The sequence below is a fragment of the Brakhagea slesvicensis genome (genome assembly GCF_052161625.1).
In the GTDB taxonomy this organism is placed as follows: domain Bacteria; phylum Planctomycetota; class Planctomycetia; order Pirellulales; family Pirellulaceae; genus JBKCUI01.
In genome coordinates this window covers 3,598,002-3,622,901 of record NZ_CP197412.1, presented here as the reverse complement: position 1 = coordinate 3,622,901, position 24,900 = coordinate 3,598,002, and the positions used below count along the sequence as shown (strand labels likewise).

Here is a 24,900-nt window from a genome sequence, read left to right as displayed (position 1 = left end):
CGAAAAAAAGTTTCCCAAAACCGTCATCGATCCGAGCACACTCTTTCATGCCACCATTTTTCACCAAAAGAGGGGTGTCAGATTGTCGCGCAAGTGACGGGAGTGCCAACCTTTAGCGATTTTGACGGGTTGCCGTCCCATGGAGGGTGCGAAAAGCGGGAATGCGACCAAATGACGCGACCTGATATCAACCCGATGTCGATGCTAGCATTCACGGGGCCGCTCCAAGTAGTTGCACGAGCGAGGTGGAGCCCTATACTGGCTCCCCTTATCGGAGCCGGCGCAGATTGCCTAACCCGCAAAGTTTGACGCAAGTCATTCCTTTGATCCTACTCCCTTGACCTCGCGGTTTGGGTTGTGCCGGCATGAAAACCTTGTAGCGCGTCCACCCTAGGATGGGATGGACGGCGGAATGGATTTCGCGGCTCAAGCTAGATTGTTACTTGTCCTTACCAAGGAAAGGGGTCCGCGATGTTGCGTTTTGCAGCATTGATGATTTTTGCTTTTTTGGACGGCTCTTCGTCCACAGCGCCCGCAGTCCAGAGCTCGAAGGAACAGCCGCTTCCGTATGAAGTGGCTTACAAGAAGGCTCAAGACGAGAAGAAACCGCTCGTGGTGTTGGTCGGTGCCGATTGGTGCGCGGCTTGCAAATCCATGAAGTCGAATACGATTGTTCCGATGAGCCAATCGGGACAGCTCAAAGAGGTCATTTACACCCAGGTCGACAAAGATGTGCAGCCCGAGCTCGCCTCGCAGGTCATGCAGGGGAACACCCTTCCACAAATCGTCGTCTTTTGCCAAGACGATAAGGGTTGGAAGCGGTTTTCATTAACCGGCATGCAAACCGAGAGACGCGTGAAGGAGTTGATCGGAAAAGCGATCGAGATTCTTCCAAAGAGGCGTTAGTCAGCCTTTCCCGTCGTGGTAAAACAATCGTTCGAGGCATTCGCTTGCGTGGATGCCTCGATTTTTTTATGGACTTCTACCACCCGAATTCTTTTCCCATGGCGAATCCCTTTAGCGACTTCCAGTCCGTCGTCCGCGAGAACCAATCGCTGGCCCCATTTACGTGGCTTCAGATCGGTGGCCCCACTCGGTACTTGGTCGAGCCCAACGAAATCGACGAATTGGCTGCCATCACGGCGATTTGTCTGCAGCATGGAATCCCGGTTCGCGTCCTCGGAGGGGGTTCGAATTTGCTCGTCCGTGAATCGGGGGTAGCTGGCGCCACGCTGTCCCTCAACTCTCCCGTCTTCACCGGCATCCGCCGCGAGGGGGATCGAGTCATCTGCGGGGGCGGGGTCAAGCTTTCGCATTTGATCACTTATGCGGTTGGGCAGGGTCTCGGGGGGCTCGAACACTTGGTCGCCATCCCAGGTACCGTCGGAGGGGCGATTCGAGGCAACGCGGGGACCGAGGACGGAGCGATCGGTCAGGTCGTCCACTCCGCCAGGATCTTGACCAAGGATGGTTCGATTACCGACGCGAGGGGAGAGGAGCTGGCGCTGACCCACCGAGCCAGTGGGATGGACGGTCTCGCGCTCGTCGAAGTCACGTTCGCATTGACGCCAGGCGATCCCGCTGCCCTCACCAAACGGGAGCAAACCTTTTGGATTCTCAAGCGTCGGAAGCAACCGAGCTTTCCAGAGCGAACGGCACTCGCCTTCATCGATCCGGTTGGAAACCAGGCAGCGGACCTGGTCCAACAGGCCGGGCTGTCGGGCGTGTCCGAGGGGGCCGTGCGAATGAGTTCCACTTACCCCAATTTCATCATTGCTAGCACGGGCGCGACGAGTTCCCAAGTTCTTGCATTGCTAGAAAGAGTTCGAACCGGAGTGCAGGATCGGAGCGGAGTGCAGTTGCAATTCCATTTGCAGATCTGGTAAAGATACGCCGTTTGGGAAATTCCACTTCAAGGACGGACTCTGCCGATGGCTTCTGCTGAAGTCAACCCACCAAGCTCGACGCAACCCGTTTTCTGGGCTCATCTGCTGCATTGGATTCGGTCGATTCCACGATCCGCCATCCTGAGCATGATCGGCCCTTCGCTGCTGTTAGTCCTCGGTTACTTCGGATGGCGATTCTACGGAGCCAAGCACTACGACGCAGCCTTTTACGGAATCGAAAAGGGAAACATCGTTATCAACAACCAGCCTGCTTGGCTGAAATCTTCGATTGTCGATCAAGTCTACGCGGACAGCGGCATTGGAAAGCTATCGATGCTCGATAGCCAAACGCCGGCGATGATCGCCCGAGCATTCGACGCCCACCCTGCCATTCGCAAAACGCACCGCGTCGAGCCTCGCGCCGGAGGACAAGTCGTCGTTTCATTGGAATATCGGATTCCCGTTGGCATGGTGCACCTTCCTGCGGATGCTTCGGATGAGACCGGGCATGCCAGCCCCCGTTGGCTTCCCATCGACGGGGAAGGCGTGCTGCTGCCAACCGTTGGATTCTTTGAAAAGGAAGATGTTCTCAACTACATTCACATCTTCGCCAGCAATTTGAATCTCGACATGCAGCGCAAAGTGGGAACCCCTTTCGGAGACCCGAAGGTCGAGGACGCGGCCAAACTCTGCGCCCTCCTCGCCTCGATACGCGAGCAAGCGAAGATTGTCGCCGTCTATGTCCACCCGGCTCAAGTGGTCGAAAAGACGCGGTGGCTGCTCGAGATCGAAACCCAGGGTGGGCCTCGCATCATCTGGGGTAGTGCTCCGGGTATGGAATCGATCCACGAACCCAATTTCCGTGATAAATACTCGCGATTGAAGGACATTGCCTCCAGTCGCGAGGAATGGAGCAAGCAGCAGATCGATCTCACCGAGTAGACGTCTTGAAAGTCTACTTCGACCGTGTGTCCACCCATCGCGGGAAACCATTCGCCCCGCGAGCTTCGACGCATTGGAATATTCGGATCGGACGTGTTACCATGCGTCTCCCATCGAGCCCGCCCCTCGATCCCACCATCGATTCATCGAGTGTTCCATGGAAACCGTTGCTGACAGCATTTACAACTACCCCGTTTACTACGATCTCATATTCGCCAGCGACTGGAGCGCCGAGTTCAAGTTCTTGGAAGCTGCTTTTCAGAAGCACGTGACGAAGAAGACCAAGCGCGTTCTCGAGCCAGCTTGCGGTACAGGAAGGCTGCTGTTTCGAATGGCCAAGGCGGGTTACGACGCGGCGGGACTGGATCTCAATGCAAAAGCGATCGAGTACTGCAATAAGCGGCTTGTACGCCACGGTCTGAAGCCTACCGCGTTTGTCGCCGACATGTGCGATTTCACGGTCAAGCGTCCTTATGACGCCGCCTTCAACACCATCAACTCGTTTCGACATTTGGCCACAGAAAAGCAGGCGGTAGCCCATTTCCAAGCGATGGCCGCAGCCGTTCGACCGGGTGGTATTTATGCGCTCGGATTCCATCTGACGCCCCTGAAAGGGCCGCAAACAGATGAAGAACGCTGGAGCGCTCGCAAAGGAAACTTGGTCATCAACACCGCCATGTGGGCGCGCGACAAGGATCGCGCCAAACGGATGGAGCGTTACAATATTCGATTCGACATCTACAGACCCTCGAGCTCGATGCGAATCGACGACTGTTTGGAGTTGCGCAGCTATACCTTTCGCCAGTTCGCCAATACGATCAAGAAAGTCCCGGAATGGACGATCGAGGAAGCCTACGATTTCCGCTATGACATCGACGAGCCGGTTGAAATCGACAGCGAGACGGAGGATGTCGTCTACATTCTCAAACGCGTGTGATCCTTGAAAGAACCAGGTGCCGCTGGTAGTTTGCTAGCCCCTTTTCAGCCTTCAGCCTCTTAATAGCCGTCATCTGCATGCAACCCATCGATCGCACAAGCCAGTTACCCGACTCCCAGCGAGTGGTCATGACCGCGGTGGGGCTGACCTCCCCCAACGGAAACGATTTGGAGTCCTATCGCGAAGCGTTGCTGCAGGGAAAGAGCGGCGTTCGGAACTACAACATCCGCTATGTCGGCGATACCTTTGCCGGGGTCTGCGAGTTCGAGGCCACCAAATACCAAAGCAAACGCGACATTCGACGGGGAACGCGAGCTGGTACCGTCGGCATTTGGGCTGCGTCCGAGGCGGTCGCCCGCAGCGGCCTCGATTGGGCGAATGTCGACAAATCGCGTGTTGGGATCTACATCGGAGTGACCGAACACGGAAACGTCGAAACCGAAAACGAAATCTACAACATCAAACAATTCGACTACGACACCACCTATTGGTCACACCATCACAACCCTCGGACCGTGGCCAACAACCCTGCCGGCGAGATCGCTCTCAACATGGGAATCACCGGCCCGCACTACACGATCGGAGCGGCTTGCGCCGCCGGTAATGCGGGAATCATCCAAGGTGTCCAAATGCTTCGCCTCGGAGAATGCGATCTTGCCATCGCCGGTGGGGTCTCCGAGAGTGTCCACACGTTTGGCATCTTCGCATCGTTTAAATCGCAGGGGGCTTTAGCGAGCCATGCCGACCCTACCAAGGCATCGCGCCCGTTTGACGTCGACCGCAACGGGATCGTCGTCTCCGAAGGGGCTTGCATCTTCGTCCTCGAAAGACTCTCCGATGCCAAGGCTCGATCCGCGAACATTATTGCGGAGATCGTCTCGTATGCGATCAATACCGATGCCACCGATTTCGTACTCCCCAACCCCGAGAGACAGGCACAATGCGTCCAGCTGGCTCTCGAACGCGGAGGCCTGTCTGCGGACCACATCGATATCGTGAGCACCCACGCCACCGGCACCAACAGTGGAGATGCCCAAGAAGTCCAAGCGCTGCGAGCCGTTTTTGAAAATTGCACCAAGGTGAATTTCAACAACACCAAGAGCTTTATTGGTCACACAATGGGGGCCGCAGGAGCTCTTGAACTCGCAGGAAACTTGCCTTCCTTCCGCGACGGGGTTTGCCACGCCACCATAAATGTGGACAATCTAGATGAAACCTGCGCGATCCCTGGTTTGGTCCTCAACCAACCCAAAGAGCTGGGTCGAGTCGACTACGTTCTCAACAACTCCTTCGGGATGTTGGGCATCAACTCGGTTTTGATCGTTCGCCGGTTTTAAGCTCGATCCCTTGTTCCTCCCACGCCCCCGGCGTCCCATCGGCGAGTGGGTGGCACGTAGAAGCTTGTATTTGTAGACCCCGTTGAAATTGCACGAGGAGAAAAGGTTTCCATGACACCAGCGGAAATCCGTGACGAGATCTTGGATATTTTGAGCGAGATTGCACCAGACGAAGATCTGTCGGGGCTCGATGATAATAAATCGTTTCGAGAACAGATGGAACTCGATAGCATGGACTTCCTCGATATCGTGATGGAGCTGCGAAAGCGCCATCGCGTGCAGATTCCTGAGGACGAATACGGCAATCTCGCCAGTATGGCGTCCACGGTCTCGTATCTCGAACCGAAGATGCGGGACATAGTCGCCGCTTAATGCCATGAACGCTGCAGAAGCCAAGATATTGTCCAAAGTAATACCTGGGTTCGGATCCTATGCTTCCGAGCAGCAGCGCCGCGACGATGACTTGGCCCTCCGCCGTTATTTGATCGACCGCCTGCAGGGATCGAAACAGATCCTGCAGCGGATAGCGTTGACGTTCTTGAAGGACGCCAATTTCCCTCGCATTCAGGACGCCGAGACTCTTCGCACGTCCATCGAGCATTTGCAATCCAGGCTTCGCAGTGCCTCGGAGGGATACGCACCTCTCTTTTCATCCAAAGTCGTTGACGAAGCGAAACTCAAAGAGATCGTCGGCATCGACGAAGCAATCGTCGGTTTCATCGACAAGCTCGACGAAACCCTTCACTCGACTGAACGGGACGCAAGTGAATTCGAGGGAGCGAAGGAATTGGTAGAGCGGGCCAAACAACGGTTCGCCCGACGCTACGAGATCCTGGATTCCAAGTCCTAATCCTATTCAAGGGGATGAAAGGTAGGATTCGATCGCCGCGATCAGTCCGGCTGCTTTCGTCCAAGTCTCTTCTTCTTCGTGAGCCGGATTGCTGTCCGCGACGATCCCGCCTCCGACTTGAAATTGCCACCAACCTCGCGATGCCGTTAGCGTGCGAATAAGTATGTTCCAGTCCATCGCACCATCCACGCTGCAGTATCCCATCGAGCCGCAGTAAGGACCTCGAACGGTCGGTTCCAACTCCGCGATGATCTCCATCGCCCGCACCTTGGGAGCTCCTGTGATGCTGCCGCCGGGGAAGATGGAAGAAAACAAATCGGACAGCGTCGACTCCTTTCTCATTTGCCCTCGAATCGAACTAACCATGTGCAGAACAAAGGGGTATTCCTCGATGGCACAAAGCTGATCGACGTGCATCGAATCCGGGCGACAGATTTTTGACAAATCGTTTCGAAGCAAATCGACGATCATGATATTCTCCGATCGGTCCTTGGGAGATGCACGCAATTCCTCCGCCAAGAGTGCATCGGTTGCGAGTTCGCCTGTCCTACGCCTCGTCCCTTTAATCGGTCGCGTTTCGATCCAATCGTTTTCCACACGGATAAACCGCTCCGGCGATGCGCTGATGATCTGGCCTGGGCCGAAATCGAAATAGCCCGCGAAGGGAGCCGCATTGACGATCCTTAGCTTCTCGTAAAGCTCTGAAGAGGAGCAGCGGGCGGGACAAAGAAGACGCTGCGACAAGTTGACTTGAAAGATATCTCCGGCGTAGATGTAGTCGCGTGCACGCTGGACTGCGGAGCGATACCCCTGGCTATCAAAGTTTCCCAACCACCCCCCTCCCAATCGAGTCTCGAATTGGGGTGCGGTCAAACCGTGGGCCATCGCATGCACCGAACTTCGCTCGGAAGAACGATCCATCGACTCGGCCACCGAAGCGGCGGCTTCTAACCTTTCCAGAAAGAATCGAGCTCGAGCTATCGACCTCTCCGTTCGCCCCTCTTCCCAGTTCGTGGCATCGTCCTCGCTGAATCCTTGCGAGATCAACCAACCCTCGCCGAGGTGGTGATCCCAGGCCAAGACGACATCGTACAACCCCAGTACGGCGATCGGGAGCGAGAATTCATCATGCTGCGCCCTGGGGATCCTCTCGAAGCAGCGACCAAACTCATAGCCGAAGTAACCAGCCACTCCGCCTTGAAAAGGTGGCAATCCCTCCTGTGTTTCGGTCCGAAACCGTCCGAGCCATCCCTCGAGCCGAACCAACGGATCGGCCGTGGGGGTCTGCACTTCCAATACATCGATGGGATCGCAGCAGAGAAACGAAAAACGCCCCCTTGGCAGCCCCGCCAATGCGGAATCCAGCCAGCAACAATAGGGAAGACCTCGCAACCGCCGAAACGCATAAAGGGGGTCCCATTCTTTTGGCAAGGGAACCACGTGAGGCTGGAAGCACGTCTTGGGAATCGTATCACTCATGCCGGCATTGTACGAAACGGGCTTCTCGCCCTCCAAGTGCTACTCGACACAATCCCACCGCAAATCCATTCAGCGGAAAACAATTCTCCGCGAGCCCTATCCTCATTTCGCGTCACGCATCAGGAAGTTCCGCTATACTTGTCCGACGGAAACTGGCGACCGATCCTGGCAGTGCTTGACGCGGTGAATAGACCACCCACTTCGCACCTTCCTGGATCGCCGACCAGAGGAAAGAATCGATTACTGCAAACATTAGAAATGTCTACATGAACTTGGACTGGGACTCTCTTCGAACGATTCTAAACAAACACAAGCGATTCATTTTGACGAGCCACATTCGTCCGGATTGCGACGCTCTCGGCAGCGAAATGGGGATGGCCGGTATTCTCCAGGCCATGGGAAAAGAGGTCACTATTATCAATGGTCACCAAACCCCGCCCAGCCTCTGCTTCATGGACCCGGCACAATCGATTCTCGTCATTGGAGACACGATCACCCAGGAAGAAATTGAAGGGGATTGCTTGATCGTCCTCGACACGAGCGCTTGGGCACAACTCGGTCCCATGGCCGACGTACTGAGGAAATTCAACGGCTCCAAAGTTGTCATCGATCACCACGTGGGTGAAGACGACCTCGGGGCTCAGTTTTTCAAGGACACCAGCGCCGAAGCGACCGGCCATCTTGTCGCCAAGCTCGCGGAGTATCTGCAGGTTCCCATCACGCGCACGATGGCGAATGCGATGTATGCCGCCATCGCCACCGATACCGGGTGGTTTCGATTCGATTCCACCACGAGCGAAACCTATCGAGTTATCGCCAAACTCGTCGATTCGGGAGCATCCCCCTCGTCGATTTACGGTGATCTATACGAACGAGACACCGTCGGACGCGTTCGACTGCGCGGACGGATCCTCGCTCGGGTGCAAGTCGAATGCAACGGTCAATTGGTCCATACCCATGTTCGAAAAGAAGACTTCGTCGAATCGGGCGCGCTCGCCAGCGATACCGAGGATGCAATCAATTTGACGTTGGCGATCGAAGGGACAAAAGTCGCGATCATTTTGATCGAGCAACTCAAAGGTGGCTTCAAGGCTAGCTTCCGCTCGCGATGCCATGTCGACTGCAATGAGCTGGCTCGCCAATTCGGCGGCGGGGGACACCGCGCTGCAGCAGGCGCGTTTATCGAAGCGGAGTTTGCTGACGCGCAGGCGCGCGTGTTGCACGCCGCCAGGCAAGCGCTCGCGAACAAACCTGGCCATGCTTGATCCCATTCGACTTGCTTTCGCCCTTCTCCCCCTCGGCGCCTACCTGTCCGTGATGGGGATGCTGCGATGGCGAAACCATCCCACTGTTTTGAGCCGATCGTTTGATTTGCTCCTCCTCGGGATAGGGATGGCCGGCATGATCGCCGTCGGACCCATCGAACTCTTTTTCCCGAGAGCGGCTTACTCTCTCGTGGGGAATTGGGTTTGGTTGATCTTACTGTCTCTCTACTTCCTGGTCCTTCTTCTGATCGTCTTCCACGTCCCCCCTGGGGTGGTCATCTACGGAATGCGCAAGGATCGTTTGCGGAAAATTCTTGAAAAGGGGCTCTCTGAACGCGATGTACCATTCTCGTTCCAAGGAGATGCGATCCGTATGGAGTCTCTGGGCATTCACGCATTGCTCCTCGACGCGGGAACCCGCGATGTCGCTTCACTCCATGCGATAGGGACGAATCAGAATTTGCTGGAATGGATCCGTCTCGAGCAAGAACTCAGCCGGGCAGCCCGTCAGGAACGCATCGAGTCTGCGGTTCAAGGCCCGTTGTATGTCACCTTGAGCGGTGTGTTATTCCTGGTGGCATTCTGGTTTTTGGCGAGCGACACCCAATCCCTTCGCGACGCGATGGCAGCTCTCTTCAGCGAGTAGCCAATCAGCCCTTCGTCATCTTCATCCAGTGAACAGCGTCTACCAGATAAATCCGTCTTCACGACAAGAGATCGCCAAGCTGACGAGCGTGCGCGAAGACTTGAATCGGCACCGTCAACCCGTGCCGACGATAGATACCCTCTAGACGCTTCCCATCGAGCGGATTAGCTTCGATCTGTCGAATGCAAATCCTGGCAACCTGATTCGGGAATTTCGATGCTAACTTCGCGTAGATCTCGGGGTCCCGTTCACCGCTATCTCCGACGAAGATAAACGTGCGATTAGGCATCCGTTTGAGCAAGCTTCGAATCACTCCTCCTTTGCTTTTGCGACGGATGATCTGCCATCGTTTGAAGATCTCATCTCGCAACCGGAACCATTTCAAGTGCATGCTCCCTTGTGGAAATCCCGACTGACAAAGGAACTGGGAGATAGGACGATAGATCTGCCAAGGGCTGCTGCTGACGTAATGGAACAACGCTCCCTGCTCAAACCAACGCTGATAGGTCTCCGCCATCCCTTCAATCGATTCAAAGGGTTCGGCAAAGGTTCGTTGGAGCATCCGTCGGCGATAATTAACTTCCGTCATTTTGATCGTATCATCGATATCCGTGACAACGCTCACCCCCTGATCTTCTGCCAAGAAAATCGGGCATCCCTTCAACGTCTCCGACGCTTCCATCAACGACGAGGACGAGGGTGCATCCAGTTGTTCATAACCTAGGAGAGGGTATGACTCTCCAAAGCTTCGCAGGCCTGAGAGCTGTCGCGCGGGAAGATCCAACTTGCAATTGAACAAACCGCTCCCCTTCGATTTCCGTCGGAGGACATAATGCTGACCGCCGAGAGCGACCTGGACGCGCATACCTGAAATCGGGCAGGCCAAGAAACCGTCGACCCGTTCGCCAAAGATATGGCCGTCGACCACATCTTTGGAAATATCGAGTGCACGAACCAATCCTTTGATCATCAACCGCTTGCTAAAGGAAGCCGGCGCTTCCTGGCTAATCCTTCCCTGCACCCAAACCCGCCAGACATCGCCACCGGAGATGGGAGTTGCAATCGTGGGGTACAACACGACACGGGAATCCACTTCCGATCGATTCGGGATCTCGGGATGCATATGGAGAACCATTGGTCTCTGCTTCAACACATCAGCACCCACGCGAAGAGGACTACCCATGCCAGAAGTCTCCATCCGATTGAACTCGAGACGAGTTCGTCCTAACCCTTTTCCACTGTGACCGTTTTACGTTGTTCGATCGATCGATAAATCGCTTCGATGGCCAAGAGATCCTTCAAGCCTTCCTCGCCAGAAACCTTCGAAGGACGTCGCTCTAAAATGCACTGGGCGAAGTCATCCATTTCTGCTGCGAAATGATCGACCTGCCCCAGATCGATCTTCTCCTTCGAGGTCTCCATTCGGATTCCCGTGTAACTGAAGGCCGGATCCAACTTCACAAAGCCATCGCTCCCAAAGGCTTGAACGCGATTGAGTCCATTGAAGTTGTAACTGGTGCTGCAATAGGCTTGGGTTCCCGATGCGAATTGCATCAACCAAGTAATCGATTCGTCTACCTCCGCAAATTTTGTCGCATCGGTTTTGGTCTCTTGCGCCGTTATAGAAATCGGCTCCTCGCCGGTGATACCGCGACATGCCTGGAGCGCGTAGATACCGACATCCATCAACGCCCCGCCTCCGGCGAGTTCTCGTTTCAGTCGCCATTGCGTCGGGTCACCGATCTTGAACCCAAATCCGGCTTCGATCATCCGAATCGCCCCAAAGGCCTGGGAGCGAGCTAGCTCGAGCATCTTCAGATGATGGGGTTCGAATTGACAACGATATCCGATCGCCAATAACCGATCTGCCGCCTTGCACGCGGCGATCATTTCGCGACACTCCTGCGCGGTGTTCGCCATCGGCTTTTCGCACAAAACGTGCTTGCCTGCCTTCGCCGCTCGAATGGTGAACTCGTGATGCATGCTGTTTGGCAAAACCACATAAACAACATCGACGGTATCATCCGATGCGATTTTGTCGAATCGCTCGTAGTTGTAAATATGATCCTGTTTCACCCCATACTTTTCGCTCCAAGCTTTTTCCTTGGCCGGGGTACCGGTCACGACGGCAGCCAGTTGGCAGTGCTTGGTTTTCGCCAAAGCCGGGGCGATTTGGTTCGTGCTGAGGTTTCCCAACCCCACCAAAGCCACCCCCAACTTGCGATTCGAACTGGCTTGAGCGGTCTCGGAAAAGAACCCTCCCGTCGCTAGTCCTGCGGCGACCGCAACAGAGGTGGAAGTCGAAAGAAATTCTCGTCGGTTGGCATTCAGTCTTTGCATCGGATTGAATCTGCTTGCGAGGAATAGGGGTGGGAAGGGGTCGCTCGAATCGCCCCATTCTAACGCGCATCGGCTTGGTTCAGATACGCGAAAGAATTGGAGTTACGAAAAAGGAGCGTTCCCCGTTCAGCCTCAATTTTGCGGAGACGCCTCGCCCCCACGCGCTGCATCGACTCGCAGTGCGTCCAATTCCTGCTGCAGAGGCCCTAGATCGAGAATAGGCTCGACGAACATGTCTCGCCCGCCAGCCCCCAATGGCCGCTGACGACAAGAAAAGAAATGCGAGACATAACGTTGCCATCCCTGCTCCTCAGGAACCTTGAACCGGTCCCCCTTCTGGAGAATGGGGCGGTAGTCATGCATTTGCCCAAACTGCTTCTCGCCGGCCGCTTGGCACGGAAACCAATGCCCCACTCCCTCTTCGTCTTCCAGATAAAATTCGGGGTAGCAGTGCTCTGGAATCCAAACGCACCGTGCCGGGATATCGCTCGCCCTGCATAGCGCGACGAAGATGCCGGTCATCTCTTCGCAATCCCCCTGTTTGTCTTTGAGCGCGTCGCGAATGTTGCGGACAGGTCCATTGCGATACTCGATTGTCTCTCGAACCCAATCGTAGATCATCTCGACATGCTTCCAAGCATTCTCAGGTTTTGCATCGGCGATTTTTTTCGCCGCCTTTTTAATGTCCGGCAAATTGATTTCGATGTAAGGGCTCGACTCCATATACCATCGCAACTCTTTGTGGATCGTCTTTGGAATGCGAAAGACCGATGTATCGGCCGGTGCATTGATAAAGGACTTTTCAACCTGAACATGGACGACCAAGTTGATTTGGGCATTGGGGCCCAGCGAATTCATACGCATAACCAATTGCCGTGCACCTGCCGGCAAATCCCGAAAGTCCCACAGCATCGTGTCTGGGATCTCATGGCTCACGACCGTGATCTTCTGCTCCGGCCAATCCATGGGGAAGGGAATCGTCGCCTGGATATTGGTTGCGAAATTCTCGTTGGATTCAAAGCTCATCCCGAACCTCATCTCCATCGTCCGCGGAGCATAAAGCTGGATGCCATTGGTCGCTTCCAATACGCGCCCCACCACGACTTCCGCGGAAGGCTTCTTGGACACAGGCCTCGCCGCCGACCGCGGCTTGGCAACGCCTTCACCACGCTCCTTGGACTCCTCTTGCGCCAAGCAACATGCTGGCATGAGCAACAGGCTTGCCAACCCTAGCGCGATTTTTCGAAGGTTACCCGATTTCATTCGTTCTATCTCCCGTTACGAGTCACCTTTCAGAATAAGTCGCAGAGTCACGCTTTGGCAAACTCTTTGGGAAACAGAGCAAAATTCCATCGTCCCGCGATCGCCGCTCGCTTCCAAGCAAACCGGCTGTGCGATTTATGACGATTGGGAGCCGTCGGACTGCGAAAAGCCGAATCGATCAAGCCATTCTCGCAATTCGCTCGCCTCGACTGAAAAATCCCCCTCCATCGGCTTCGCGTCGGAAAACCGGCCTTCCGCAAGCTCCCCTCGCCGCTCAGATTTCTTTCGATCCCCGACCTCGGACTCGGTGGTGCCGACATCTCGCCCGGGAGGACCAAGCTCAAACGAGACCCAATCCTCGCTCTCCATGGCGACCGCTCCCCGGCTCTTCGCAGCCCGCTGAATCTGATGATCGGACGAAACGACGGTTAGTTTTTTGGGTGTCGGATGGGCCCGGATCGCTTGCACGATCAACTCGTCCGCGCTGGAGTGATCTCGTGAGAAAGTCACCCGCATGCCGCGGTAGTGAGACTCTTTCGGCAAATCGAGGTCGACCTGCGAGTCGAATACAATCCACGTCCGCTGCCGCTCGCGGTCGGACATTCGTACTGCAATGTACTCCAAACACATTTGCCTCGCTTCTCGCAACGCACCGGTCCCGCGACGTGGATCGGGAGTGCCGATGCTCTGGAACATCAAGTTGTAGCCGTCGATCAACGTTTCGATCGACGGCTGCTTTGGAACGCGAGCCATAGAGGTTTTAGCGACCGTTCGAATGCAAATTCTCAGGGGTCCCCTGAATCTTCGCATTCTCCTTCGAATCTGGTTTCTGTTCCAAGGTTAAAAGCGCGAACAAGTCCGCCATCTCTTGGGGAGTCATCTGATTTTCCAATCCCTCGGGCATCAGCGACTTGGAGTCCTGCTTGAATTCGTCGATGTCGTCAACAGCAACGATTTGCTCTTTTCCTCCCTGCACTTTGACAACGACTCGATTCTCCGTTTTCTCCACCAAAAGACCGGTGATGATCTCGTCATCCTTTGTTCGAATCGTCACGCTCTTGTACGCGTCGCCGATCACCAAACTTGGGTTGAATACGCTCACCAACAACTGCTCATAGGAACCGCGGCCGTTCGAGGTGATGTTCGGTCCTACCTCATTGCCGCGCGCGTGCATGACGTGGCATTGACCGCAGATGCGGTCGTAAACCAACCACCCCCTGTCGGCGTTCCCTCGCGCATCCCATCGAAGCGCATTCCCAACTCGTTGAATCACGGCTTCTCGCTCTTGGGAGGACTCGGTGTTGACGCTTCCCCAAATCTGTCCGACGAGCTTCTTGATACTTTCCTGATTGCTCCCTGCTAGGAGACGGATCCGATTGGGGCTCAATAACTCTTTTCGAATCGCTCCCGATTGGACCGACGCTAAGAACACCTCGGCCGATTCGGACCGCTGACAGAGTCTCTCAGCGATCCCCGATTGAATCGCTCCCTTCATTTTCGGCAACCGAGCGACCAAGCTCTGAGCCTGCTCGACCGAGAGCCTTCGCACTCCCAAATCCAAGACCGTGTCGCGCAAACCGCTATCGACCTCGCGTTGTGCCTCCAACTCGGTGACAAGCTTCTCCATGGCAGCCAACAGAATCGTGTCGTCGAGCGACGCAGAAACTTGAACAATCTGCTTCTTGAGCTCAGGCCGAACATCGGGATGCACCACTAGCTCCTTCGCCAGCTTCATGCCGTTCTCGTCACCGAGTATCAATCGAACTTGAAAGAGGGCATTTTGCCAGCCATTCCAACTCTTCCATTCCTTGCCAACTGGACCGCCAGCCAGGGGATTCGAAGCGTTATCCGAACCCCACTTTTGCAAAACCGGCTTGATCGCGCCGACGGAAAACTCGCCGCTGCGCACCCGATCCAACAACGAACTGACAACACGTGCCCCGGTGTCTGGATCCTCGTTTGCGACCAAACTCGCGGCGGTCAACACATTCTCGACATGACGACGACTTCGCGCATCGTCCAATCGATTGTTCGATTGAGACAGAAGCAACGAAGCGAAACGAGGAACGAGCGCACTCCATTCGCGATTCGCCGACGACTGCTTCATAGTCGCTAGGATCGCGTCCTGTTCACGAACCAAATCCGGCAACATATTTTGCCAAACAACTCTGCTGAGAATGGGATCGGGATCGCTGTGCGACAACACCTTCAACTGCTGCGACACATTCCACGCAGACTCTCCCTTGGCGCGAGCCAGCTTCGGGCTGGCGATTGCAACCTCGACGCGAACACGAGGATCTGGATCCTCGCCCAACTTCTCGAGCGACTCCCTCACAGTGCGCGAATCGATCCCTTGCCGACCGATCGTTCGAACTCCCCAAACTCTCAACTCGGGCTCGTTGGCTTGCACGAGTCGCGTTGCCAATGCCTCGGAAATGCGAGTAGAACCAACCAGAGCCCAGAGGGAATGAAGCCGAATCTTCATCGGCAACTTTGTATCGAAGATGTTTTGTTGCAACGCGCGCGACGTCTCGGAGTCCATCGCAACACTTCTCTCCTGCAGCTTCAATTGGGCTCGCTGTCGATTGAAAATGTTGGGATCTGCCAACAGCGCGACCAACTGAGCATCGCTCTGCTTGTTAAAGTCTTCCACGCGCGGCTTGCGTCGCGATTGATGCACCACCCGGTAGAGACGCCCATGCCCTCGATCTACCCCCTTTGGGTCGGCATTGGCGTCTTGATAGCAGTGATAGCGATCGTACCAATCCAGCACATACAAACATCCGTCCGGTCCTACCTTTTGAGCCACGGGCATGAACCAAACGTCGTTCGCCGTCAAGAAATCCGGTTCCCCTTTGCCTCGATAGGTCGCTCCGAATCGCTCGATCGAATCGCTGTTCAAACAGCCGCCATGGATATTCCCCATATAGAGTTTGTTGTTGAACGACGAGGGATAGGCATCGGTGTCCAAGAACTCGATCCCGCAATAGGCTGCCATTTGATGCTTGTGTTTGACGATCGAATCCGCATAGAACGTGTGGGGTGGATAAGGTCCCCCCTGCCGAAGGTAATAAGCGCTTTCGGTGAGATGCCAAAGGTGATCGATCACACAAGCGCTGATAAAGGCACTTCCTTCTGTATCGAAGGCGATGCCCCAGGGGTTGCTGGTTCCTTCGCAAAACAAATCGAACTGACGGGTCTTGGGATCGATGCGAAACATCGCACAAGTGAATTCGAATGTCTTATCCCCTTGAACGACTCGCGATGGATTGAACACTCCGTTCAATCCGTAAAGGCATCCATCGGGTCCCCAAGTCAGCGCGTTGGGGAGCTCGTGGGTGTCGTCTCTCCCAAAGCCTGTTACGACCACTGTCTGCTTGTCAGCAACGTCATCCCCATCGGTGTCCTCCAGAAAAAGGATGTCGGGAGCGTTGGCGACCCAAACCCCACCATGTCCGACCGCGATCCCGGAGGGGATATTCAATCCCTCGGCAAAGACTTTCACGGTCTCGGCGACGCCATCGCCATCTCGGTCCTCTAAGATCTTGATGCGATCCCGCCCAGGACCCGGCTCACGACGCGGATACTCGAAGCTCTCGGTGACATAGATGCGACCGCGATCGTCGAACGCCATCGCCACCGGATTCATAATCGACGGCTCGGATGCCACCAAATCCACATGGAATCCCTCGGGAACCTGCATCGCAGCGATCGCTTCGACAGGACTTTTTGGTGGCCCGGGTGGTGCTGTTTGCTTTCGTGGAATGAACTCTTGGCCATTCAATGTCGCAGCGGTCGCAACTGCTAAAAGCAGCGCAGCAAATCTCGGTCGGTGCACGTCAAAGAAACCTTATTGGGGAGGAAATAACGGTAGGAGAATGGATGGGGTTGGATCCCTCCCGCTCCCGGGAGAAGACCTGCGACCATTCTACACCATCTATTTGCCTCATGCCCCAACGGTTATTTAGGGCCGAATCAATGCGGCCCGGTCCTCCGGTGCCAACTCGAAAGTCATGGCATCGAGGAGTTCCCGTACTTGTTTCTCGTTTCGCATCCCTACAATCGCACCTGTCACCGCGGGATGGTTCAGCACATAGGCGATCGCGATCACACCGGGATGCTTTCCAAGCTTCGTCGCCAGATCTGTCACCCGTTCGGCCAATTCCAAGTTCTTCGTGAGAAGCGGCTCTTGGAAAAATGCACTGCGACGCCGCCAATCGTCTTCCGGAAGGTTTTCGATGCGTTGGCGAGACATGGTGCCCGTCAGCATGCCTGACCCCATGGGCGAATAAGCAATCACGCCGATGTTATGCTCCTGCGTGTAAGGAAGAATCTCCGCTTCTACTTCCGGCCTGACCAAGGAGTATGGCGGTTGAAGTGAAGTGATGGTCCCCATGGGCGCAATCCGTTCCATCTGCTCCACGTTGAAATTCGATACTCCAATCCATCGCACCTTTCCCTCCTTTTGGAGAGCCACCAGCGTCTCCCAGCCTTGCTCAATATCCGAGTCCGGTTCAGGCCAATGAATCTGATAGAGGTCGATCACGTCGACGTTCAGCCGTCGTAAACTCGCTTCGCATTCACGGCGAATCGAGGCGGGCTCTAAGGATTTCACGATCTGTCGATTTTCGTCCCAGGCCCTCTCGCATTTGGTGAATACGTAGGGCTTTGCTCCCCCCCAAGTTCGCAGCGCTTCAGCGACTACTTCTTCGGAATGCCCGAGCCCATACACGGCGGCCGTATCGATCCAATTCACCCCTGCCTCCAACGCCGCATGAATCGCACGAATGGAATCGCTGTCGTCCTGCTGGCTCCACGAAAAGGACCAACCCGCCCCTCCCATCGCCCAAGCTCCTACACCGATGGGTGAAATCTCTAAATCCGATTGGCCTAATCGTTTGGTTCGCATCGATCTACTAGGGTTGGGTAAGTGGAAAAATCGTCATCCGGTACCGCGCTCGCAGCCAAGCGGGCGACGCCAGGAAGTATATCCGATCTCCCGTTCCTGAATCCCACATCGCGCGCCCGAGCCGAGTTAAAATGAGGCCTGATCTTCGCAAAGGCGCACCTCAGGTCCCGAAGGTTCTTGTCCCCTCGCTGTCGTGCGCGAGTCGCTTTCGTGAGCACACTATGCAGCATTCACAGCAGCATTCACAGCAGCATGCACCACAGCATTCACCCTTGATCCCCCCCAACTGGAATTCCTTGCCCGAGGAATTTCGATCTCGCCTTGGTACGTCGGTCGGACGACAACGGGTCATGACCACCGAAACCCACCTGCTCATTGTCGCGCACCACGTTCCCGAAGCGGACGAAACGACGCGAAAGGGGATTCTTTTTTGGCTGGATCCGTCCGGCGAATGGCGGGCGAGCAATGGCGACCCCGGCAAAGCCGCGCTGCCAATGCACCTCGACCGATTCTCTAAAAAACTTGATCACTTCGAACACGAAGAAGCCAAAGCGATGAAGGCCGATGATTACCTTCCCATCCTCGATGGCTTGGCTCCCTTGATGCGAACCACCAAGAATTTGCTTGCGACTTTGGAGGAGGCCCGCAAGGCCTTCCCCAATGTAAGGGCCCTGATCGATCACCGAGACCGTGCCTACGATCTCTCAAGGCAAGCCGAATTGCTCTACGAAGACGCGAAGAATTCGATGGATGTGGCCATCATTCGCCGGGCGGACGAACAAGCGGCCGCGACGCATCAGATGATGGTCGCCTCGCACCGCTTCAACATGCTCGCTGCTATCTTCTTCCCCTTCGCCACCCTCGGCTCGATCTTCGGGACGACATTGACGGACAACTGGAGCTGGTCCCAATCTCCCCTAGGATTCATCGCGTTTCTTATCGGCGGAGCCATTCTGGGCAGCGTCCTCATCCAATTCGTCGCACGCCCCCGAACCCCATAACCCGAACCCCATAACCCGGACCCAATCACTCGAAACCTCCCTCCCTTCCTCCCATCGCCATGCCAAGCATCTCCTGCCTTGCTCGCTCTCTCTATGCCTCGTTGCGAACCGCCACCTGCTTTGTCGGATTGTTCGCGATGACATGCCCCGCGTTAGGAGTGGCCCAATCTTCCGATGAGCCCAATTCCCCCGACGAGGTGGAACAGCGCGCCACTCGCATCTTGCGATCGAAATGCTTTGCTTGCCACAACGAAGATTCTGCCGAAGGGGGCTACAGCCTCCACAACGGGCATGCGCTCTATCAACCCGGGGATTCCGATGCAGTCCCGGTCGTCGACGGTGCAGCGGAGAAAAGTGAACTTTGGATCCGAGTCTCCTCCGAAGATGCCTCGATTCGCATGCCGAGCGAAGGGGAACCTCTTTCCAAAGAGGAACAATCTATCCTCCGTCAATGGATCGATGGTTCGCCGGCGTGGCGCCTCGCCAAAGATCAAAGCTTGATCGAACGCGCATCCCCCAACAGTCTGCTCGCGCTCGATCCTTCCGCTCCCAATCACGCAACCTATGGCAATCGAACTCCCCCCTTCCTGGGCGCTTATAGCGAGAGCCGAAAGAGATTCTATGTAGCTGGTTGGGGGGAGCTGTTGGTATGGAACACGATCGAAGGGAAATTGGAAACGCGATGGTCCGGTTTTGAGAAACGGTTTGCTGCCATCGACTTGTCCGCCGACGAACGTTGGCTCGCGGTCTCCTCGGGGCAGCCTGGCATTTCCGGGTCCGTTCATCTCATCGATCTGGAGAACCCAAAACATGCTATCCGCGTGTGGACCGCTTCGGATCTTCCTCCAACACTCCGGTTTTCCCCTTCCAATGGCGCGCTGGCGATCGGTTCGATGACCGGTCAGATTGCGATTGTCGCCCTCGATACCCAAAGCCTTATCAAAGAGGAATTGGCACACGCAGATCAAGTGCTCGCGATCGAATGGAATTCCGATGGCTCGCGTTGGATGAGCGGGTCGAGAGATCGCACGGCGCGCGTATCGGAATATCCTTCGGGTGAACTCAAAGTGGCGTTGGGGGGACATGAACGGAGCGTTTGTGGAGTCGGCTTCAGTGCGCTCGGCCCCATCACAAGAGACGAAACAGGCTCGCTCCGCCTCTGGGCCAACGATGATTCGGGACGGGTTCTCTCCAAACGAAGCGACCTCCCTCCGAGACTGCAATCGATCGCCATCTCAGACAATCGTATTCTCTGGCTCGCTTCCTCGAAAATGATGTCCGCGGTGCCAACGAAATCGGTAGTGGAGGAGGCTGAAAAGGATGAGAAGGGAAACCCCAAAAAGAAGACTAACTTCGCATTGCAAAAGAAGGAATGGAAGGACTTCGGGCCAGAGACGGCGAGCATCCACTGGCTGAACCGCTCGGGCTGGATCGGTATCCAAACCACCGATCGTCGCTTCTATCTTCAGAAGATCGATACACCAACCGATAAGGTGCCGGTAACACTCTATCCGTAACGGCTGTGGACATCTCTCTCCAAGATCGCTTGGAGAAGCGATTCCTTTCAAATCAAAACAGCTTCAACTGCTGCGGTGCATCGATTTGCAATGACGGGGATGAGAAATTCGCGATGACGCCTGTCGCGACGGTTCCCATCACGCGCCCTGCGAGTGCCATCCCGGACAAAAGGGCTCCTTCGATGTTGGGAGTTTGAAACCAATCCCCGCAGGCACCGATGCGATGTTGCGGGTCCCAATAGCAGGGCTCGTTCGTAATTCCTCGCTCGACCGCCGCATAGAGCCATCGATGCGACTGGCGAAACAATGGCTCGGGAGGTGCCGTGGGAAACAATCGATTTAGTTCCTGCACCAGCACGTCACAGACGGTATCTCGATCGAGTTGAAGATTCTGGGCAGCCCAATCGCTGCTGGTTTGAAGGACCCAGCAATCTAGCTCGCTCGGACGACTCGGTTTGCTCGAATCGCGGGCTATCCATGCGATGGGAGAATCCTTTACAAAAGCGCCGTCAAACGGCAACTCCCATTTGGTTCCAAACGCGACCATCACAGTCCAGCAAGGGCGGTGGGAGGCGTGCTGTAGTTTCTTTGCGGAATCCATCTGGCTCGGCATGAGCTGAAGGGTTTGGTGCGCTGGGCAATTGATAAGCACGGAATCAAAAGTGTCGCTCTCAAAACGCTCATCCTCGATCATGGAGGAACCGATTGAACCGCCCACGCGATAAGCTCCCGGTTCCCCATCAATTCGATCGACGCGGCGTTGATATTGAACAGGAAGATCCTTGGCCAAATGTTTGCCCATCGCATTCATACCAGGAATCCAGACCATTCGGTGGGCATTGGATTTATCCGCTGCCATCACGCCGCCTCGCCACTCTACGATCCGACCGGTCCATACCCCTACAAGTCCCACCTCGATCCAGCTGCAAACGTACTTGGCGACGCGCGGGTCTTTGCACGTGAAATACTGGGCACCATGATCGAACTGCAACATCTGCTCCAGACGTCGCGTTGAAGCCCTCCCTCCAGGACCTCGGGATTTATCAAATACCGTGACATCCCAACCATGGTCGCTCAAGATCCTGGCAGCCATCAATCCACCTAGCCCGGCCCCGACCATCGCGACCCGCGGGGCCGCCCCCAATCGGAATCGATCGATTTGCGACTCGTATTTTGTCAGATCCAACCGCTCCGCGTGCTCCGATGTCGGCCTGGATCGAACGGTCCCAAGAACTGGCTGAGAGGGATGGAACGGGCGATCGAATTGTCCGAGACACCAAAGGATCCCTCCATACGATGCAGGATCCCGACCGTCGAGCGCATAACGATGGTTTAGATCGATCAACTGACGGAGTGCATCGCCAGCGTTTCGAGTCCAATGGAGAATCGCCTTCCCCCAAGTCATCCGTACGTTGTTATGCAGCTCTCCATGTTTGACCAAACTGCGCTGGCACGCATTCCATAGCCGGTCCGATGTCTTGCCCCGAGCAAGATCCTCCCATGCGAAGAGCTGGTCTCTACGATCTGCTTCGTGTTCTGCCAGAGTCTGAGTCGCCCAATCCGGAAGAGTATCCAACGTGTCGTAATCGTCCCGATAGAAGCAATAGCAGTAAGCCATCTCACGCCATATCAGCAACTCTTCCAGATATTTTTCCGCATTCCTCTCGTGCGCATCTCGGGCCAATCGCATCGGAGAAACCATTCCATAGTGCAAGTACGCGGACATGCGACTAGCGACTTCCGAAGTTGGATCATTCCTCAGCTTCGCATACTTGGAAAGCTTCGTGCGGCAGTAATGCTCCCACCTCGCATACCCCGCTGTCGTTCCACCCGGTGTGTCCAGGACTGGTCCAATGCTGTGGTCGATCTCGCATTGAGAAACGAGCTCCGCTAGATTGATGCTAGGAGTATCGATGGGTACAAATGGAAGCTCCTGATCCCATGGTAAAGGATTGGCTTCGCATGCAGGCCAAGGTGCACCGACTCGTTCTTTGTACCATTTCCGAGTGGCGTCCTTGTAAGCAAAGGCGCGGTCGAACGCTCTACCGACCTTCTGCATGGGCACCACGCAAGACGTATCGACCGTCAAAATGGGGGTCGCCGATGTCCCTCGAAGCCGCTCCAGCCAAACGTCCGTCGGCTCCCCTGGAAACTCATCCGTAATGAGGACCCTCGCCATGGCGGTAATTCGCTTCAAAGCAGGAACCCGATAGTCCCGACGATCGACATGCAGAGCGTATCGAATCCCCAGCTTTCCATACTGCTGAGCCAGGTCGACGGCTCCCTGCAAACTGAACCAATGATGCCGATCCGACGCGAATCGATAGTTCTCACTCACCCCTTGGTAAACCAGCAACGGCGCGTTCAAAAACACGGCCAGATATCGGGCTGCATCCAAGGCAGGATTTTCGTCAGTTCGCAACGCATGATGCGTCCAATAGACCACCGGCGCAATGGACGGCGCATTCGACGGTACATTCGACGGTACAGCGGACGGCAAACTCAGTTCCAGCTTCCCGTCGGCAGATTCGCCCCCCAGGCTATACCACCGCGCCCGTTCCAGTAGATGGGAAGGGAGCGAGGCTAGGAGATCCTGAAGTGCGTTCGATCGATTGAGCATGTCAGAGATTCGGGGTAGGGATCAAACGAGCCCAACACCGACGCACAACCGTTGTGAATCCGGAATCTGAGCCAACGGGGCCAGGCTTCTACGGAACGAAGCAGACGAGGCCAGTATAGTCGGCCGTCAAGCCGATGAAGGGACCTGACTTAACGTCTAAGGGTTTGACTACTTGGCTCGCTGCAACTGAAACAACTCGTACATGGGTTCCGACAACTGGGACGCACTCGCCTTGGTCATCTCTTCGCTCAAGATTTGATCGAGTTGCCCTTGAAAAATCTTTTCCGCTCGCCCGCCATTGAAGTATGCCGAGCCCTCTTGTGAGGACCGAAGCGACGAGATCATCTGGGAAAACAAGGTCTGTCCCACGAAGTTCTGAAACGCTTCCTTGAGATCCTCTCCCTGCTTCCCTCCCAAACTCCCCGGCCCAGCCTCACTCGATGCGGACGCAATGGTAGGGGCCTGAGTCTCGGATTGGCTTTGCCGCAACGCATCAGCGAAGCTCGATTCTTGAAGACGCGTCCCTCGCGACACGAGTGCATCGGCCCCTGTGCCGCGATCCACAATACCGGACAAGGAATCCAATTTCGTTACACCAATCGGGTCTGCCATGGGATGACTTTCTGCTACTCGATGATGAGTTCGCCGTAGAGGTTTCCTTGTTTGTAGATCCCTTTGATGATGGTGATGATGTCCGAGGTCGGGACGTTCAGCACATTGAGGCCATCTACTAAACTTTTCAATCGAGGGTTCTCCGGCGTTTCTTTGGGAAGCCCGACAAAGCCCCCTGCGGGCGGGTTGTTTCCGCGCGGCGAAAAGGTCAAGTTGCCGAACGATACAGCGACCGGGGCAAATGTCACGTCCTCTCCGATGACCACCACACCTTCTCGTTCGTTGATGTAAACGCGCTTGTGGTTCGCTAGGTTGATCAGCGGTAGATTGAGGATCATGGAGACGAACTCAACCGGTTCGTTCTGGTAGATTTCCGGGACTTGGACTACGACATGGGTTTGATCGATGGCCGACGCGATCTTTTGAATCGAACGAGTCGATCGCGTCCCCGACGAGCCGTTTGGATTCCCCGTCCCGCCTTGCTCGTCGTACCGATTGATTTTGTCTGCGATCAACTGCGAGGTCGCAAAGGAGCTGTGATTAGGAGTGAGGACCAGCGTGACCTTGTTGTCTTGTACGAATGGATTCTGAACGGTCTGCTCCATTTTGCATCCGTTGACGACCCGCCCCGAAGTCGGAACCTTCGGATCATCGAGAGTGACTGGTCCACTCGCCAAAGCGTAGGTCGTCGTCTGGTCGGCTCGCGGTCCGAGCATATGGGTCAAAACGAGATTGCCACCTTCAAGACTCTTGGCATTGATCGCGCTAACCGTGCATGAAACCTTATCCCCTTGCACCAATCCGGTTGGCGGAATTTTGGCTACCACCCACACCATGGCCACATTCTTGGTGTTCGCAAATTCCTTCTCATTGATTCGCCCCTGCATGTCAAAGGAGGGGTTGCCACCAAGCCCCTTGAGGGCCTGCGCAATGGATCGGACTGTCGGCTTGAAATCCCCGTCACCGGTTCCTTTCAATCCCACGACCCATCCAATCCCTTGCAACGTATTCTCCTCCTGGCCTTGCAGACGGCAGATGTCCTGAATCTTGAGCTCCGCATTCGCCATGTTCGCAAAGGAACCAAGCCAGCATCCCGCTGCTAGACCTATAACGACCCTGCAGGCGAAAAGGAGATGACTGGATCGAATCCTGGACGTATTTTCGATCGGAATAACCCGTTCCTCGCGATGCATGGTTTCTCTCCGGTAGACCAACTCGATGAAGGAGTTTGTCAAGGACTTGAAGGATTCCGTGCACCATAACCAGATACCCTTCCGAGATTCCAGTCCGATCTGC

Annotated in this window: 21 protein-coding genes; 11 read left to right on the top strand and 10 right to left on the bottom strand. The window is 55.5% G+C overall.

Annotated features, from left to right (window positions below; all coding sequences use genetic code 11):
* Positions 1–471 precede the first annotated feature (471 nt).
* The 7 genes from SH467x_RS13770 (at position 472) to SH467x_RS13740 (ending at position 5,952) form a co-directional block, all read left to right on the top strand.
* Positions 472–906, top strand: a complete 435-nt coding sequence (locus SH467x_RS13770; protein WP_482367684.1) for a thioredoxin family protein — start codon at positions 472–474, stop codon at positions 904–906.
* Positions 907–1,004: 98 nt separating this feature from the next.
* Positions 1,005–1,886, top strand: a complete 882-nt coding sequence (locus SH467x_RS13765; RefSeq protein ID WP_482367683.1) for a UDP-N-acetylmuramate dehydrogenase — start codon at positions 1,005–1,007, stop codon at positions 1,884–1,886.
* 45 nt (positions 1,887–1,931) lie between these two features.
* Entirely contained in the window at positions 1,932–2,828 is an 897-nt protein-coding gene (locus SH467x_RS13760) for a hypothetical protein (RefSeq protein ID WP_482367682.1), read from the top strand.
* Positions 2,829–2,985: 157 nt separating this feature from the next.
* Positions 2,986–3,765, top strand: coding sequence for a class I SAM-dependent methyltransferase (locus SH467x_RS13755; RefSeq protein ID WP_482367681.1), 780 nt, complete (start codon positions 2,986–2,988; stop codon positions 3,763–3,765).
* Positions 3,766–3,842: 77 nt separating this feature from the next.
* Positions 3,843–5,102, top strand: a complete 1,260-nt coding sequence (locus tag SH467x_RS13750) for a beta-ketoacyl-[acyl-carrier-protein] synthase family protein (RefSeq protein ID WP_482367680.1) — start codon at positions 3,843–3,845, stop codon at positions 5,100–5,102.
* A 111-nt stretch (positions 5,103–5,213) separates the two neighbouring features.
* Complete coding sequence (locus tag SH467x_RS13745; RefSeq protein WP_482367679.1) at positions 5,214–5,474, top strand: acyl carrier protein; 261 nt, start codon at positions 5,214–5,216, stop codon at positions 5,472–5,474.
* A 4-nt stretch (positions 5,475–5,478) separates the two neighbouring features.
* Positions 5,479–5,952, top strand: a complete 474-nt coding sequence (locus SH467x_RS13740) for a hypothetical protein (protein WP_482367678.1) — start codon at positions 5,479–5,481, stop codon at positions 5,950–5,952.
* Between the two features lie 6 nt (positions 5,953–5,958).
* On the opposite strand, the gene SH467x_RS13735 is transcribed toward SH467x_RS13740, so the two are convergent.
* Positions 5,959–7,431 (bottom strand): anthranilate synthase component I family protein, encoded by a 1,473-nt coding sequence (locus tag SH467x_RS13735; protein ID WP_482367677.1) that lies wholly within the window; start codon positions 7,429–7,431, stop codon positions 5,959–5,961.
* A 266-nt stretch (positions 7,432–7,697) separates the two neighbouring features.
* On the opposite strand from SH467x_RS13735, the gene SH467x_RS13730 reads away from it, so the two are divergent.
* Together SH467x_RS13730 and SH467x_RS13725 are read left to right on the top strand one after the other, a co-directional pair.
* Positions 7,698–8,696, top strand: a complete 999-nt coding sequence (locus tag SH467x_RS13730; RefSeq protein WP_482367676.1) for a DHH family phosphoesterase — start codon at positions 7,698–7,700, stop codon at positions 8,694–8,696.
* Positions 8,689–9,342 carry a hypothetical protein gene (locus SH467x_RS13725; protein WP_482367675.1) on the top strand — a complete coding sequence of 218 codons (654 nt, stop codon included), beginning with the start codon at positions 8,689–8,691 and terminating at the stop codon, positions 9,340–9,342. Before SH467x_RS13730 ends, SH467x_RS13725 begins: the two co-directional genes overlap by 8 nt.
* A 58-nt stretch (positions 9,343–9,400) precedes the next feature.
* Here the strand turns inward: SH467x_RS13725 and SH467x_RS13720 are convergent, their stop codons facing one another.
* The 6 genes from SH467x_RS13720 to SH467x_RS13695 form a co-directional block, all read right to left on the bottom strand.
* A complete protein-coding gene (locus SH467x_RS13720) occupies positions 9,401–10,525 on the bottom strand; it encodes a phosphatase domain-containing protein (protein WP_482367674.1) in 1,125 nt (374 codons plus the stop codon).
* Between the two features lie 41 nt (positions 10,526–10,566).
* Complete coding sequence (locus tag SH467x_RS13715) at positions 10,567–11,682, bottom strand: Gfo/Idh/MocA family protein (protein ID WP_482367673.1); 1,116 nt, start codon at positions 11,680–11,682, stop codon at positions 10,567–10,569.
* Positions 11,683–11,814: 132 nt separating this feature from the next.
* Positions 11,815–12,945 carry a transglutaminase-like domain-containing protein gene (locus SH467x_RS13710; protein WP_482367672.1) on the bottom strand — a complete coding sequence of 377 codons (1,131 nt, stop codon included), beginning with the start codon at positions 12,943–12,945 and terminating at the stop codon, positions 11,815–11,817.
* 135 nt (positions 12,946–13,080) lie between these two features.
* A complete protein-coding gene (locus SH467x_RS13705) occupies positions 13,081–13,698 on the bottom strand; it encodes an NYN domain-containing protein (protein WP_482367671.1) in 618 nt (205 codons plus the stop codon).
* Between the two features lie 7 nt (positions 13,699–13,705).
* Positions 13,706–16,783, bottom strand: coding sequence for a PVC-type heme-binding CxxCH protein (locus SH467x_RS13700; RefSeq protein WP_482367670.1), 3,078 nt, complete (start codon positions 16,781–16,783; stop codon positions 13,706–13,708).
* Between the two features lie 126 nt (positions 16,784–16,909).
* Entirely contained in the window at positions 16,910–17,854 is a 945-nt protein-coding gene (locus SH467x_RS13695; protein WP_482367669.1) for an aldo/keto reductase, read from the bottom strand.
* Between the two features lie 221 nt (positions 17,855–18,075).
* Between SH467x_RS13695 and SH467x_RS13690 the strand changes: the two genes are divergently transcribed.
* Positions 18,076–18,855, top strand: a complete 780-nt coding sequence (locus SH467x_RS13690; protein ID WP_482367668.1) for a hypothetical protein — start codon at positions 18,076–18,078, stop codon at positions 18,853–18,855.
* Between the two features lie 59 nt (positions 18,856–18,914).
* On the top strand, positions 18,915–20,372 hold the full coding sequence (locus tag SH467x_RS13685) for a c-type cytochrome domain-containing protein (RefSeq protein ID WP_482367667.1): 1,458 nt from the start codon (positions 18,915–18,917) through the stop codon (positions 20,370–20,372).
* Between the two features lie 52 nt (positions 20,373–20,424).
* Here the strand turns inward: SH467x_RS13685 and SH467x_RS13680 are convergent, their stop codons facing one another.
* The 3 genes from SH467x_RS13680 to SH467x_RS13670 all read right to left on the bottom strand — a co-directional run bounded on the left by SH467x_RS13680 (position 20,425) and on the right by SH467x_RS13670 (position 24,839).
* Positions 20,425–22,992, bottom strand: coding sequence for an FAD-dependent oxidoreductase (locus SH467x_RS13680; protein WP_482367666.1), 2,568 nt, complete (start codon positions 22,990–22,992; stop codon positions 20,425–20,427).
* 168 nt (positions 22,993–23,160) lie between these two features.
* Positions 23,161–23,604, bottom strand: coding sequence for a rod-binding protein (locus SH467x_RS13675; protein ID WP_482367665.1), 444 nt, complete (start codon positions 23,602–23,604; stop codon positions 23,161–23,163).
* Positions 23,605–23,618: 14 nt separating this feature from the next.
* On the bottom strand, positions 23,619–24,839 hold the full coding sequence (locus SH467x_RS13670) for a flagellar basal body P-ring protein FlgI (RefSeq protein ID WP_482367664.1): 1,221 nt from the start codon (positions 24,837–24,839) through the stop codon (positions 23,619–23,621).
* Positions 24,840–24,900 lie beyond the last annotated feature (61 nt).

Excerpts from the sequence above, each read along its gene's own strand:
- SH467x_RS13770 (WP_482367684.1), top strand. The coding sequence starts at position 472 with ATGTTGCGTTTTGCAGCATTGATGATTTTTGCTTTTTTGGACGGCTCT.
- SH467x_RS13765 (WP_482367683.1), top strand. The coding sequence starts at position 1,005 with ATGGCGAATCCCTTTAGCGACTTCCAGTCCGTCGTCCGCGAGAACCAA.
- SH467x_RS13760 (WP_482367682.1), top strand. The coding sequence starts at position 1,932 with ATGGCTTCTGCTGAAGTCAACCCACCAAGCTCGACGCAACCCGTTTTC.
- SH467x_RS13755 (WP_482367681.1), top strand. The coding sequence starts at position 2,986 with ATGGAAACCGTTGCTGACAGCATTTACAACTACCCCGTTTACTACGAT.
- SH467x_RS13750 (WP_482367680.1), top strand. The coding sequence starts at position 3,843 with ATGCAACCCATCGATCGCACAAGCCAGTTACCCGACTCCCAGCGAGTG.
- SH467x_RS13745 (WP_482367679.1), top strand. The coding sequence starts at position 5,214 with ATGACACCAGCGGAAATCCGTGACGAGATCTTGGATATTTTGAGCGAG.
- SH467x_RS13740 (WP_482367678.1), top strand. The coding sequence starts at position 5,479 with ATGAACGCTGCAGAAGCCAAGATATTGTCCAAAGTAATACCTGGGTTC.
- SH467x_RS13735 (WP_482367677.1), bottom strand. The coding sequence starts at position 7,431 with ATGAGTGATACGATTCCCAAGACGTGCTTCCAGCCTCACGTGGTTCCC.
- SH467x_RS13730 (WP_482367676.1), top strand. The coding sequence starts at position 7,698 with ATGAACTTGGACTGGGACTCTCTTCGAACGATTCTAAACAAACACAAG.
- SH467x_RS13725 (WP_482367675.1), top strand. The coding sequence starts at position 8,689 with ATGCTTGATCCCATTCGACTTGCTTTCGCCCTTCTCCCCCTCGGCGCC.
- SH467x_RS13720 (WP_482367674.1), bottom strand. The coding sequence starts at position 10,525 with ATGGGTAGTCCTCTTCGCGTGGGTGCTGATGTGTTGAAGCAGAGACCA.
- SH467x_RS13715 (WP_482367673.1), bottom strand. The coding sequence starts at position 11,682 with ATGCAAAGACTGAATGCCAACCGACGAGAATTTCTTTCGACTTCCACC.
- SH467x_RS13710 (WP_482367672.1), bottom strand. The coding sequence starts at position 12,945 with ATGAAATCGGGTAACCTTCGAAAAATCGCGCTAGGGTTGGCAAGCCTG.
- SH467x_RS13705 (WP_482367671.1), bottom strand. The coding sequence starts at position 13,698 with ATGGCTCGCGTTCCAAAGCAGCCGTCGATCGAAACGTTGATCGACGGC.
- SH467x_RS13695 (WP_482367669.1), bottom strand. The coding sequence starts at position 17,854 with ATGCGAACCAAACGATTAGGCCAATCGGATTTAGAGATTTCACCCATC.
- SH467x_RS13690 (WP_482367668.1), top strand. The coding sequence starts at position 18,076 with ATGCAGCATTCACAGCAGCATTCACAGCAGCATGCACCACAGCATTCA.
- SH467x_RS13685 (WP_482367667.1), top strand. The coding sequence starts at position 18,915 with ATGCCAAGCATCTCCTGCCTTGCTCGCTCTCTCTATGCCTCGTTGCGA.
- SH467x_RS13680 (WP_482367666.1), bottom strand. The coding sequence starts at position 22,992 with ATGCTCAATCGATCGAACGCACTTCAGGATCTCCTAGCCTCGCTCCCT.
- SH467x_RS13675 (WP_482367665.1), bottom strand. The coding sequence starts at position 23,604 with ATGGCAGACCCGATTGGTGTAACGAAATTGGATTCCTTGTCCGGTATT.